The following is a 13,644-nucleotide window of genomic DNA, read 5'->3' on the forward strand; positions in this document are numbered from 1 at the left end:
TGACTTGGGGGATGATACAGGAAGAGCAGGCTAGAAAGTTAAAGTTGCCTCAACTACAGGACTATATGAAATAATAGTTCCTGGGGCATATTGATTGTTCAAATAATCCTGAGGATTACAGCTAAACAACCTAACGATTCGTGCCTGAAAGCCACTAATCGGTTCAATTTGCATTTTGACTCCACCCTGATCGATCTCGATAAACTTGGGTTCATAAGTCTCCATTCCTTCAAAAATCACATCCATCGGGATAACGGAGTAATGGATCATTGTACAATGCCTCCGCTCGCCGCTGCTTTCTTAATCTCTATACGCTGATTAAGCTCACGGATTGCATCACCGATACCGCCTACTTGATCTATCAATCCATACTTAACAGCGTCTATACCAATGACTGTTGTCCCAATATCCCTTGTCAACTCCCCAGTCTTAAACATCAACTCTTTAAACTTTTCTTCTGTTACATTAGAGTGCTTCGTAACAAACCGCACAACACGTTCCTGCATTTTATCCAAATATTCAAATGTTTGTGGGACTCCAATAATTAAACCATTTAAACGAATTGGGTGAATTGTCATCGTTGCCGTTTCAGCAATAATCGAGTAGTCCGCTGATACTGCGATAGGAACACCAATACTATGTCCGCCACCAAGTACCAAAGCAATGGAAGGCTTCGATAGTGTTGCCACCATCTCTGCGATGGCAAGTCCTGCTTCTACATCTCCCCCTACCGTATTTAAAATAATCATAACGCCTTCAATCTTCGGATTCTGCTCTGCGGCGACTAATTGCGGAATTAGGTGCTCATATTTGGTCGTTTTATTCTGGGGAGGGAGAACAATATGTCCTTCCACTTGTCCAATAATGGTGAGGCAGAAAATATTAGATTCGCCAGAAAGTGTATTCGTTTGACCTAACTGTTGAATGTTTTCGAGAACTGCGTTTTTCTTACCTTCTTCAGTTATTGGTTCTTGTTGTTTCGGTCCTGTGGGTTCTGCCACTGAAAATCCCCCTTCGAGTTTTGCTTTTGCAAAAACAGCTTTGTAAGCTTAAACTGCATTGTGCTAGCAAACTTTGCATGTACGGTTCATAATCTCCCATAGTATGAATAAATTTGCGTACTTTCATGCATTCGCACCCTGCGGACTAGAAGAAAAAAAGCTCCCTCCAGTGATGGAGAGAGCTTTTACTTATTTGCATAGGTTCAAGTGACTTGTTCGAGCCTAGACTTCCATGATAATAGGAAGGATCATCGGTCTTCTTCTGGTTTGTTCATATAAAAAGCGTCCGAGAACATCTTTCACATTTGTTTTTAAAGATGCCCACTCATTTACATTTTCATTCATTAATTTCGTTAACGTATTCGTTACGATACGATTAGCTTCTTCCAAGAGACCCTCAGATTCACGTACATACACGAATCCGCGAGAAATAATATCTGGTCCAGATAAAATTTTGCCATCTTGTTTGCTGAGTGTAACTACGACCACAAGGATTCCGTCCTGAGACAGTAATTTACGGTCACGCAACACAATGTTGCCTACATCTCCAACACCCAGTCCATCAATCAGAATGTTGCCGCTTTGAACTTTAGATCCTTTGCGAGCAACGCCATTTTGAATTTCTACCGTGTCACCGATATCGCACATAAATATATCTTCTTTAGGAATGCCGACAGACTCGGCTAGGATGGCATGTTGACGCAGCATGCGATATTCGCCATGAATCGGAATAAAGTACTTAGGCTTCATAAGATTGAGCATTAATTTCAATTCTTCTTGACTACCGTGACCTGATACGTGTACGCCAGTAACAGAACCTGGACCGTAAATCACATTAGCGCCAATACGGAATAACTCATCTACGGTACGGCCTACATAACGCTCATTCCCCGGAATTGGAGTTGCCGCAATAATAACCGTATCACCAGGTAAAATATCAATTTTACGATGGGTTGAACGTGCCATTCTTGTAAGAGCCGACATCGGCTCTCCTTGGCTTCCTGTGGAAAGAATGACAACGCGATCAGCGGCAAGCTTGTTAACTTCCTCTGGCTCAATTAGCATGCCATCCGGAATGTGCAAGTACCCTAGCTCGCTAGCGATCGAAACCACGTTAACCATACTGCGACCGATTACTGTTACTTTGCGATTTGTTGCTGCGGCTGCATCAAACACCTGTTGAACACGGTGAATGTTGGATGCAAATGTCGCAATAACAACTCTTTGCTTAGCTTTACGGAACACTTCTTCAATTTCAACCCCAACACTGCGCTCAGAACCTGTGTAACCAGGGCGTTCTGCATTTGTGCTGTCGGAAAGCAAGGCAAGTACGCCTTTCTTCCCAATCTCTGCCATACGATGCAAGTCCGCATATTGATCATTTACAGGAGTTTGATCGAACTTAAAGTCTCCTGTATGAACAACAACACCTTCCGGTGTATCTAAAGCGACACCCACAGAATCAGGAATACTATGATTGGTTTTGAAGAATGTTGCAGTAAGAACGCCTAAGGATAGAACGGATTCCGAATTAATGAGGATCCGATTCGTAGTACCAAGTAAATTTGCTTCCTTCAGCTTAGCTTCGATAAGTCCCATTGTAAGCTTAGTTGCATAAAGTGGAACGTTAAGATGCTTAAGTACATAAGGTAAGCCGCCAATATGATCTTCGTGGCCGTGAGTGATGATAATGCCGCGCACTTTATCCCGATTCTCCGTTAGATATCCAATGTCTGGAATCACGATGTCGATTCCAAGCATGTCCTCCTCTGGAAATTTCAAACCACTATCAATGACGATGATATCGTTCGCATACTGAACGCAATACATATTTTTTCCGATTTCGCCCACGCCGCCAAGAGCGAAGATCAAAAGTTTATCAATATTTTTTTTGGACAAGAATATACCTCCTTCTAAGATTGGACGACGAATTTTAAATGAAAAAACCGAACTAGTCACTTGCAACCATTATACATGAAAAAAAACAACAAATACAAGTTAATACCTATTACTTTAGATTTCCCAAAAAAAGAAAACCGATGCCGGAAGCACCGATTCATTAGGCGTTATCATACAAAAAGTGATTGGATGAATTGTCCTTCTTGCTCGGATACACGAACTAACGGAAGTCTTACGCCTCCAGTTTGAATGCCTTTCAATGCAAGAGCATGTTTAATTGGAGCAGGACTCGGTACACGGAAAATGCCAGTAAAAACAGGATGAAGCTTACGATGAAGTTCTGCCGCTTGCTGAGTGTTACCATCTAAATAATACTTTATCATAGATTGCATTTCTTTTCCAATCACATGACTAGCAACACTAATAATTCCCTGACATCCTACCGCTAGAGCAGGCAGCGCACTGCTGTCATCCCCGCTATACACAAGGAAATTAGGAGCTGCATCATTAAGTATACGTGTCAATTGATCCGTGTTAGCGCAATCTTTGGTAGCCACGATATTCGAAATTTGGGATAGACGAATAGTTGTCTCCGCATCCAAATTCACCCCTGTGCGTCCCGGTACATTATAGAGCATAATCGAAATCTGAACAGACTCAGCTACTGCTTTAAAATGCTGGTACAACCCTTCTTGGGAAGGGCGGTTATAATAAGGAGCTACGATCAGTAAAGCATCGACTCCAAGTTTCTCAACTTTTTGGGAAAAATGAATAGTGTGCACAGTGTCATTACTTCCAGTACCTGCAATGATCTTGCAGCGCCCCCTGGCATAACGAACGGATAGTTCGATAAGCTTCAGCTTCTCATCGTCTGTTAATGTTGGTGCCTCACCGGTCGTGCCACAAATAACAAGGCTATCGGACTGCTGTTCTTCGATCAAATAGTTAATTAATGGTTCCACTTGCTCCCAGTTCACCTGTAAGTTCTCGTCAAAAGGAGTGACCATAGCTGTAATTACTCTTCCAAAATCCAACGTTATACCTCCTCAATCTCACATTTCACTTATATAAATTGAACTTATGATGTAGTGCCCTAACTGATTTAATCATATCAATACCATGGACAAGCACCCAAATCGTTGTATTAGAGTCGGCTGATTGAAGGATACGTATATCCTCTACCGTTAATGCCTCAACAATTTGCGCCATAATACCTGGCACTCCGTTCATACCGCCGCCGATCACTGAAACTTTTGCACACCCACTCACGGCCTTAGGATCATAGCCTTGACTTCTGAGCAGTTTTAGAGCGCGTTCCGCTTCATGATCGAACACCGTATAAACGACTCCCGATGGATTGACGTTTATAAAATCAACACTAATCTGATGCAGCGCCATCGTTTTAAATACACGAAGCTGAAGATCGAATTGACCTTCAACCGCAGCAACATGAATTTGAGTAATGTTCGTAAAATGGGCAATTCCTGTAACGAATCGATCCTTCACTTGACTAATATCCGTAGGGCTACTGTCTGAGAATGTTACCAACGTTCCTTCTTCTTTGGAAAACGTAGATCGCACGCGAATCGGAATATTAGCCTGCATGGCTACTTCTACCGCGCGTGGATGTATCACCTTAGCACCGTTATGTGCCATATTGCAGATTTCAGCGAAGCTTACGCGAACTAACGGTTTAGCATCCTCAACGATCCGTGGATCCGCTGTCAATATCCCGTTGACATCCGTGAAAATATCTACAATTTCAGCTTTAAGGGCAGCCCCAAGAGCAGTAGCCGATGTATCACTACCCCCGCGCCCTAATGTGGTTAGTTCGTCTTGGCTTGTTTTACCTTGAAATCCGGTAACAATGACTACCTTATCTTGCTCCAACAATTCAAGAATCCGGTTGGGCTGCATAGCTACTATTTGGGCATTACCGTGAACATCATTCGTAAGAATACCAGCTTGCCCACCTGTCAAAACCGTAGAGCTAATACCTGTTGCCTGTAATAAGCTGCACAAATGTACCGCAGATATTAACTCTCCGCAGCCCATTAACATATCGAGTTCCCGGGCTGGCAGCCCCTCCCCGTTCTTGCGAACGAGGTCTAAGAGCGTGTCAGTCGCATAGGGTTCTCCTTTTCTTCCCATCGCAGATACAACAACAACCAATTTATAATGATTGATAAGTGCGTCTTGAATGTGTCCAATAACGTGTTCTCTGGCATGAGCGGTAGAAAGCGAAGTGCCTCCAAATTTTTGTACAAGGATTCGCATGAGTTTCCCCCATATTCACTGCATGATGATTACCGCAGTCATACTTGCCGATTATTGTTCTATAGCAATATATTCAGCAATTTGTACAGCATTCCAAGCAGCACCTTTAAGCAGATTGTCAGAAACAATCCACATATTTAGCGCTTTCGGATTACTCAAATCACGGCGTACACGACCAACGAAAGTTTCCAGTTTACCCGCTGCATCTGTAGCAAGTGGATATTGCTGCTCAGCCGGATTGTCAACTAGAACAATACCAGGGGCATTAGCAAGTAACATCTTCACTTCTTCTACGTCGAAATCTTCTTTTAATTCAACATAGACAGACTCAGAATGACCATAAACAACCGGAATACGAACGCATGTAGCTGTAACTTCAATGGACTCATCGCCCATAATTTTTTTCGTTTCAAGAATCATTTTCATTTCTTCATTGGTAAAACCGTTATCGAGGAACTTATCGATTTGCGGAATCGCATTGAAGGCGATTTGATGTTTTACTGGCAAAGAACCAACCGGCAATATATCCGGATTCACATCATTTCCTTCAAGCACTTCTTTCGATTGTCTCAACATTTCGTTAATCGCTTTAGCACCAGCTCCAGAAACAGCTTGGTACGTAGATACGATGATACGGGAAATCCCATATCGATCATATAAAGGCTTAAGTGCAGCTACCATTTGGATCGTGGAACAATTCGGATTGGCAATAATGCCTTTGTGCTCGTTAATTTTCTCGACATTTACCTCAGGTACCACAAGTGGTGTTTCAGGATCCATGCGGTATGCACTCGTATTATCGATACAGATCGTCCCCGCCTTAACCGCGTGAGGAGCCAATGCCTTCGTAACATCGCCTCCAGCACTAAATAAAGCTATATCAACGCCTTGAAAGCTTTCCGGTGTCGCTTCTTGAACGGTTACTTCTTGACCTTTGAAAGAAAGCTTTACGCCCGCTGAACGAGCGGAAGATAGTAATTTCAATTCCTTGATGGGGAAATTCCGTTCTTCCAATAGACGGATAATTTGTTCTCCTACTGCGCCTGTAGCGCCTACGACTGCAACGTTAAAAAGCTTCTGGTTCGACATGAGCTGGACTCTCCCCTTCAAGATGTTATATATGAATTAGTATAGAAATCTCTCAATAATCATGGGCTGCAATTGCTTACCTTCAAGAGCAGCTTCACAGGCTTCCATAATCAAGTCCATTCGAGCTACCAACGAATTTGGCTTCGCTCCAGGTGCATCTTGACCATAGGGCACAAAATAAATGTTTTTGGTAATGAGAAGCTTTGCAATATTCATCGCGTTTAAACCCAGCCCATCATTGGTCGAAATCGCTAAAACTAGCGGCCGCAAATTTCTCATTTGCGCTTTTGCTGCCATAAGTACTGGACTCTCTGTCATTGCATTTGCTAGCTTGCTAGTCGTGTTCCCTGTGCATGGTGCAATAACCATCACATCAAGCAGCTTGGATGGACCTAGAGGCTCTGCAGCTACAATAGTAGATATAATTTCGTTCCCTGTAATATCCTTAATCTGTTGCTGCCAGTCATCTGATTTGCCAAAACGTGTGTCGGTGGTCATGACTGTATTCGATACAATCGGAATGACACGTGCACCTGCATCTACAAATCTCTTAATCTGCGGCATGACTTCTTCCAACGTACAGTGAGAACCAGTTAAAGCATATCCGACTGTTTTCCCTTGCCAATTCATTCCACATCGCTCCTGTCTTTGAAGTCTTCCACGATCAGCTGACTGAGTGTGTTTGCCATGATGCGGCCAGCTGTTTTGGGGGCGACGATGCCAGGTAAACCGGGCGCTAGCATCGCTTTGATGCCTCTTTTCTCGGCAAATCGGAAGTCCGTTCCACCGGGTTTAGAGGCCAAATCGATGATGAGCGCGCGATGTGGGATATTAGTAATAACTTGCGCTGTGACTATCATAGTCGGAATTGTGTTAAAAAGCAAGTCAATATTCCCCACTTCCGGGTACAGGTCCTTTGTATAAAAAGGCTGAAAACCCATCTCCCACGCCCTTGCAAAATGCTCCGGTTTCCTCACGCCAACCTTCACGGTTGCCCCTAATCCCTGCAAAGTTTTGGCCATTGTAAACCCTGTACGACCAAAACCTAAAACCATACTGACTGAACCATGGATGGTAATATCGGTGTTCTGGATCGCCATCATGAGCGCTCCCTCAGCAGTCGGAATGGAGTTATAAATCGCAATATCATCACGCTCGAATAACTCCACTACCTCAATCCCATGTGATGCACAAAGCTTTTTCAGAAAGCTTTTGGCCATTCCTGTATACACTTTGGCATGCTTTGGCAGTGATGACATAAGATCGTCCGTCAGTCTCATCTCTTCACTCGAGAATATAGATTCCACTTGTCCCGAATCATCCGTACCAACAGCAGGTAAAATAAGTACATCTACGGTTTGAAACAGCAAGGGATCGAGTTTAGCATTTAAAACACCGCTAAATTGCCTCCCTAAATTGTCAAAGCCGATTAATATCACCGTAGCATCAAGTTCAGTAAATTTCTGAATTACTTCAAGCTGCCGGGCGTCTCCACCCATAATAGCAACCGAAATCCCAGTGAGCATTCTTACACCTCTTTCTCGGTCCGTTTCGATACGTTATAGTATGCGTTCGCCTAAGGATGGGTGACTTTTCGTGCTCAGTTCGTTGGAAAACAAAAAGAACCCCTTCAATTGGAAGGGGTTCTCGCATTTATGCTTACGTATGTAGAAGGTCTATTACCGTCCTGTATGGCCGAAACCGCCTGATCCTCGCTCCGTCTCCGTTAATTCCGAAACCTCATTGAGCTGGATCTGTGGCACAAGCTGGAATACCATCTGCGCAATTCGCTCATTCCGCTGAATGGTGAACGGCTCCTGCCCATGATTAATCAGCAGCACTTTCACTTCCCCGCGGTAGTCGGCATCAATTGTTCCCGGTGAATTCAGTGTTGTGATGCCATGCTTGTAGGCAAGCCCGCTCCTCGGACGGATCTGAGCTTCAAGCTCAGGCGGCATGCTGAGTGCAAAGCCTGTCGGGATGAGTTGACGCTCACCCGGACCTAGCACTATCGGCTCGCTTACTGCAGCATGAAGATCGAAGCCACTTGCAGCAGCGGACATTTTCTGAGGCAGAAGGATATCCTCTTGTCCGGATACCCGTTTAATTTGAACATCAAAGTTAGAGAGAGACAAGCTGATCCCTCCTGAAGCCGTTAATTACATCATCCGAATTTCCCACCATAGACAGAGAAAAAGGTGTGGAGAAAAGCGTTTTCGTCAATTGACGAATGTTCTCCATCTGAACGCTTTCAATTCGCTCGATCATTTCGTCGAGGCTGTAATGCTTACCAGTCATCAACTCATTTTTCCCGAATCGGTTCATCCGGCTGCTGGTACTCTCCAAACTAAGGATCAAGCTGCCCTTCAGCTGCTCCTTTCCTTTCTTTAGTTCAGAATCTGTCATTCCATTCACCGCAATATCATGCAGCAGCTCCATAGTCACTTTGAGCACTTCTTCCGTCTGCTTCGGTGCTGTTCCTGTATAAATCGTGAACATGCCGCTGTCGATATGCGAAGAATGATACGAATAAACGGAATAAGCAAGTCCGCGTTTCTCACGAATCTCCTGGAACAATCTAGAACTCATTCCACCGCCAATGGCATTATTGAGCAGTACCATCGGATATAGATTCTCTTCTTGAAGCGAAAGACCTGGAAGGGATAGACAGATGTGATTTTGCTCTGTTTTTTTCGCATGGAAAATCAGTTCTCCAAGGAAATCCGGTGCATCATAACTTGTTTCCACACCCGTTTGAGCGAATTCACCGAAATGCTTCTCAATAAGCTCGCGCACACTATCGTCAATATTGCCAGCAATACTTAGAACCGTATTTTCTGTATTATAATATTGCTTCATATAGTTACGCAGATCTTCGGATTTCATTTTCGATAAATTGTCTTGGGTTCCGAGGATCGTATACCCCAGCGGATGTGAGCCATAAGAAGCTTTGGCCAATAAATCATGAACCAGATCGTCCGGTGTATCTTCATACATAGAGATCTCTTCATAAATGACGTTCTTCTCTTTTTCTAACTCACTCTCATCAAATGCAGAATGGAAAAACATGTCCGAAAGCATATCCATCGCAAGAGGCAAATGATCATCGAGAACTTTTGCATAATAGCATGTGTACTCTTTGGAGGTGAATGCATTCACATTTCCTCCGATTCCATCAAATATCTCCGCGATATCTTTGGCTGAATGGCGCTCTGTCCCCTTGAACAACATGTGTTCAATAAAATGCGAAATGCCGTTACTATCTTGAGACTCATTACGCGAGCCCGTCTTCACCCAGATCCCGAACGTTACCGATCGAAACGTAGGAATTTGTTCCATGACGACTCTCAAGCCATTATGTAAGCGATATTTGATCACCAAGGTTCCTCCTCGAATTGTAGCACCTAAAGTCCTTTTCCCAAATTATACTTACTCAGTCTAACAAAAATGTGCCAATGACTCAACTTTGCGGCTGATTCGTCGATTATTTTGCGATTTTACCTGCTTCAGCAACACGTTTAGAGGATAAAAGCTCAGATACGGTGCCAATCGACAATCCTTTATTTTTAATTATACGGATCATACCTTGCAGCGCTTCCTTGGATGAGGTCGTTGGATGCATCAAAATAAGTGATCCTGGCTCGACACTAGTCGATAACCGTTGAAGGATTCGCTCAGACCCTGGATTTTTCCAATCTATCGTATCGAAAGTCCAAAGTACCGTTTGCAGATTGAACTCCGATGCTACTTGAACCGTTTCTTGGTTAAAATAACCCGAAGGAGGCGCAAACAGCATGTTCTTCACACCAAGCTGCTGCTTCAACAGATCCTCTGTTTTAGAAATTTCCTCAACCGCTTTACTTCGCGTTATACTTCTCATATCCTTATGCGAATAAGCATGATTAGACAATTCATGCCCTTCGCTTTGGATCTTTTTGGCCATTTCTACGTTCTTCTTCAACCACGAGCCATCCAGAAAGAAAGTCGCATGTACATTTTCTTTGCGGAGAGTGTCTAACATACTAGGCAAATACTCATTTCCCCAAGCAACATTGATCATGAAAGAAACCATTGGCTTCTTGGGATTCCCTTTATATATCGGATTCGGACCGAGATCGTTCAATTGAATACTTGGTTGCACTTCTTTCATTATATAGTTTATTTTATTCGGCGTTAAGTGATGCTCTGCTAGCTTAAGCGTCTCCTCAATATCGACTTCCAATCCATTGTAACCCGGAATAGCTTTCCAAACGGGATCAATTTTGGCATTGATGGGGGCAATCTTTCGTTTTTCAGCTTCTTTCATAATCGTTTCTAATAAAATGCTTTGCTTTGACTTCTTTTGTTCAGTTGATTTTAAGGTGGCAGTGGCAAAGACAGGGAGTGTTTCTTCACCTCTCCAATTATTATCTGCTAGATACTTACTTTGATTATTTTTCACTGCATGAATGTAAGTTCCTATGCTAGGGATTGCATCCAATGTAAGCAGAACCAAAGCAAAAAAACTTCCAAGAAGAAGCCATTTTTTGTGGAGCATACACAGATCCCCCTTCCTTATGTCCTGATTTTATGCAGGAAAGGACAAGAGTAGAACGAGGCATGTCCAGGTATGTCTAAATAGCAAAAAAGAGACAGATTGATCTGACTCTTTATCCAAAACTATTTAAAAGGGACTTTACAAGTCACGCGGCTTAGGTTTGAGCCGGGACTTGCGAAGTTAATGTCGCTTTGCGAGAAAGATTAACTCTTCCTTGTTGGTCAATTTCAGTTACTTTGACGGTGATTTGATCGCCAATGTTTACTACGTCTTCCACTTTCGCTACACGCTCTGTGGAGATTTGTGAAATATGAACCAAACCTTCTTTACCAGGCAAAATTTCTACGAATGCTCCGAACTTCTCAACGCGTTTAACGGTTCCAAGGTAAGTTTCACCTACAATAACCTCGCGAACGATGCCTTCGATAATCGAACGTGCTTTTTCGTTCATCTCTTGATTGGATGAAGCGATGAATACACGGCCATCTTGTTCGATATCAATTTTCACGCCTGTTTCTTCAATAATTTTATTGATGATTTTACCACCGGCACCAATGACATCACGGATTTTGTCCGGGTTGATGTTCATCGTAAGAATCTTAGGCGCGTATTTGGAAAGAGTCTTCTTCGGCTCAGAAATACGAGATACCATTTTACTTAAAATGTGCAAACGGCCTTCTTTGGCTTGCTGCAAGGACTGCTGTAGGATACTGCGATCAATCCCATCGATCTTGATATCCATTTGCAGGGCTGTAATACCTTCAGCGGTTCCCGCAACTTTAAAGTCCATATCGCCAAGATGATCCTCCATACCCTGAATATCGGATAAAATGGAGAAATGATCTCCGTCTTTGATCAGACCCATTGCAATACCAGCAACCGGAGCTTTAATTGGAACACCAGCATCCATAAGAGCAAGTGTACTTGCACAAATACTAGCTTGGGATGTTGAACCATTCGATTCCAACACTTCAGATACAAGACGAATTGTGTAAGGGAATTCAACTTCATTAGGGATGATCGGCTCAAGAGCTCTTTCTCCTAATGCACCATGTCCGATTTCACGACGACCCGGTGGACGAAGCGGTCTTGCTTCCCCAACGGAAAACGGAGGGAAATTGTAGTGATGCATGAAACGTTTGGTTTCTGTAAGATCCAAGCCATCCAATATTTGAACATCGCCTAAAGCGCCTAATGTACAAATACTAAGAGCTTGTGTTTGTCCACGTGTGAACAAACCTGAACCGTGAGTACGCGGTAACAAATCAATATCACAATCAATTGGACGAATTTCTTCTGGTTTACGTCCATCTGGTCTCACTTTATCATGTGTGATCAAACGACGTACTTCTTCTTTAACGATATCATAAAGCGTTTCTTTCACATCGCCAAGTAACCCTGGAGTTTCTGCATACAAGGCTGTAAAATGTTCCACAGCTTCGGCATTCACAACATCGATTGCATCTTGTCTTGCATGCTTTTCAGGAATTTTAATTGCATCAACTAATCTAGCTTGAGCAAATTCACGAACTGCACGATTTACCTCGGCATCAACCGTATGAAGTTTGACCTCCATTTTCGGTTTCCCCGCTTGTTCAACTAATTCTTCAATCACCGCAACAATCTTACGGATTTCATCGTGCCCAAACATGATTGCTTCGAGGACAACTTCCTCTGAAACTTCATTCGCACCAGCTTCTACCATCATTATTGCATCTTTCGTGCCGGCAACTGTCAAGTGAAGATCACTTTTCTCCGCTGTCTCACCCGTCGGGTTAATAACGAATTGCCCATCTACTCGTCCAACAATCACGCCACCAACAGGCCCATTGAAAGGAACATCAGAGATTGCTAGTGCGGCAGAAGTACCAATCATTGCTGCCATTTCTGGCGGACACTCTTGGTCTACGCTCATAACGATGGAAACGATTTGCACGTCATTACGGAAGCCTTCAGGGAAAAGAGGGCGAATCGGACGATCCGTTAAACGGCTCGCAAGGATCGCTTTCTCACTTGGACGTCCTTCACGTTTAATAAAACCACCTGGAATTTTACCTACGGAATACAATCTTTCTTCATAATTAACCGTTAACGGAAAGAAATCCAGATCTTTCGGTCCGCTTGAAGCTGTTACTGTACTCAGCACAACCGTATCGCCATAACGTACAGTTACAGCTGCATTCGCTTGTTTGGCCAGTCTGCCCGTTTCAAGAATGAACGGTTTGCCGCCAAGTTCCATTTGTACCCTTTTCTCCATAACATCCTCCTAAGGAATTGTTCTATTCAATTCATATGTGTTTGATAAACACGCACAGAAAGTAAGGTTCAGAAACCTTTATTATTATGCTCCGTATGTACTCAAAAATTGCCTAACGTTGGAGTCATCCACTATTTCTGCGTAATGTCTAGTATTTCCTTCTTTTTCCGTTTTAAAAATACAAGAAAAAGCAACCTCGTTGCCTTTCTTCGCCAAAGCTTTATCAAGCCCAGCAAAGGAGCAACAGGTTGCTTCTCATTGTCGGTTTTATCGACGCAAACCAAGCTTTTCGATCAAAGCACTGTAACGGCTCACATCTTTGTTCTTCACGTATGCTAGTAGCTTACGGCGTTGACCAACCATTTTGAGCAAACCACGGCGGGAATGATGATCTTTCTTGTGAGTCCGCAGATGATTAGTCAGGTTGACAATGTTTTCTGTAAGGATTGCTACTTGTACCTCAGGTGAACCCGTATCGGTATCATGTACCTTGTGAGTTTGAATCAGTTGTGTTTTACGCTCTTGAGTTAATGCCATGATTGTTCATCTCCTAAATTCTATTGTATCCCCACTAGCCTAGAAAT

General features: G+C 43.2%; 13 protein-coding genes. All 13 read right to left on the reverse strand.

Features of this window, described 5'->3' with window-relative positions; translation table 11 throughout:
• Nucleotides 1-30: 30 nt before the first annotated feature.
• The 13 genes from QFZ80_RS17210 to rpsO all read right to left on the reverse strand — a co-directional run bounded on the left by QFZ80_RS17210 (nucleotide 31) and on the right by rpsO (nucleotide 13,597).
• Nucleotides 31-270, reverse strand: coding sequence for a YlzJ-like family protein (locus QFZ80_RS17210; RefSeq protein WP_171688227.1), 240 nt, complete (start codon nucleotides 268-270; stop codon nucleotides 31-33).
• Nucleotides 267-1,001, reverse strand: coding sequence for a ClpP family protease (locus tag QFZ80_RS17215; RefSeq protein ID WP_373460108.1), 735 nt, complete (start codon nucleotides 999-1,001; stop codon nucleotides 267-269). The genes QFZ80_RS17210 and QFZ80_RS17215 overlap by 4 nt, the downstream gene beginning before the upstream one ends.
• 222 nt (nucleotides 1,002-1,223) lie before the next feature.
• Nucleotides 1,224-2,900 carry a ribonuclease J gene (locus QFZ80_RS17220; RefSeq protein ID WP_307443445.1) on the reverse strand — a complete coding sequence of 559 codons (1,677 nt, stop codon included), beginning with the start codon at nucleotides 2,898-2,900 and terminating at the stop codon, nucleotides 1,224-1,226.
• 170 nt (nucleotides 2,901-3,070) lie between these two features.
• Nucleotides 3,071-3,934, reverse strand: a complete 864-nt coding sequence (gene dapA / locus QFZ80_RS17225; protein ID WP_307545150.1) for a 4-hydroxy-tetrahydrodipicolinate synthase — start codon at nucleotides 3,932-3,934, stop codon at nucleotides 3,071-3,073.
• 25 nt (nucleotides 3,935-3,959) lie between these two features.
• Entirely contained in the window at nucleotides 3,960-5,177 is a 1,218-nt protein-coding gene (gene dapG / locus QFZ80_RS17230) for an aspartate kinase (protein ID WP_307545149.1), read from the reverse strand.
• A gap of 51 nt (nucleotides 5,178-5,228) precedes the next feature.
• Nucleotides 5,229-6,266, reverse strand: coding sequence for an aspartate-semialdehyde dehydrogenase (locus tag QFZ80_RS17235; protein ID WP_307560174.1), 1,038 nt, complete (start codon nucleotides 6,264-6,266; stop codon nucleotides 5,229-5,231).
• A gap of 36 nt (nucleotides 6,267-6,302) precedes the next feature.
• Entirely contained in the window at nucleotides 6,303-6,896 is a 594-nt protein-coding gene (locus tag QFZ80_RS17240) for a dipicolinate synthase subunit B (protein ID WP_171648901.1), read from the reverse strand.
• Nucleotides 6,893-7,792 carry a dipicolinate synthase subunit DpsA gene (dpsA, locus tag QFZ80_RS17245; protein ID WP_307560176.1) on the reverse strand — a complete coding sequence of 300 codons (900 nt, stop codon included), beginning with the start codon at nucleotides 7,790-7,792 and terminating at the stop codon, nucleotides 6,893-6,895. The genes QFZ80_RS17240 and dpsA overlap by 4 nt, the downstream gene beginning before the upstream one ends.
• A gap of 153 nt (nucleotides 7,793-7,945) precedes the next feature.
• Nucleotides 7,946-8,401, reverse strand: a complete 456-nt coding sequence (gene dut, locus QFZ80_RS17250) for a dUTP diphosphatase (RefSeq protein ID WP_307560178.1) — start codon at nucleotides 8,399-8,401, stop codon at nucleotides 7,946-7,948.
• Nucleotides 8,388-9,644 (reverse strand): M16 family metallopeptidase, encoded by a 1,257-nt coding sequence (locus QFZ80_RS17255; RefSeq protein WP_307560180.1) that lies wholly within the window; start codon nucleotides 9,642-9,644, stop codon nucleotides 8,388-8,390. Before QFZ80_RS17255 ends, dut begins: the two co-directional genes overlap by 14 nt.
• A 106-nt stretch (nucleotides 9,645-9,750) precedes the next feature.
• Complete coding sequence (locus QFZ80_RS17260; protein ID WP_307560182.1) at nucleotides 9,751-10,803, reverse strand: polysaccharide deacetylase family protein; 1,053 nt, start codon at nucleotides 10,801-10,803, stop codon at nucleotides 9,751-9,753.
• Nucleotides 10,804-10,957: 154 nt separating this feature from the next.
• A complete protein-coding gene (locus QFZ80_RS17265) occupies nucleotides 10,958-13,060 on the reverse strand; it encodes a polyribonucleotide nucleotidyltransferase (RefSeq protein ID WP_307560184.1) in 2,103 nt (700 codons plus the stop codon).
• Between the two features lie 267 nt (nucleotides 13,061-13,327).
• Nucleotides 13,328-13,597, reverse strand: a complete 270-nt coding sequence (gene rpsO, locus QFZ80_RS17270) for a 30S ribosomal protein S15 (RefSeq protein WP_029195252.1) — start codon at nucleotides 13,595-13,597, stop codon at nucleotides 13,328-13,330.
• Between the last annotated feature and the right edge of the window lie 47 nt (nucleotides 13,598-13,644).

The organism is Paenibacillus sp. V4I7, assembly GCF_030817275.1.
Classification (GTDB): Bacteria; Bacillota; Bacilli; order Paenibacillales; family NBRC-103111; genus Paenibacillus_E.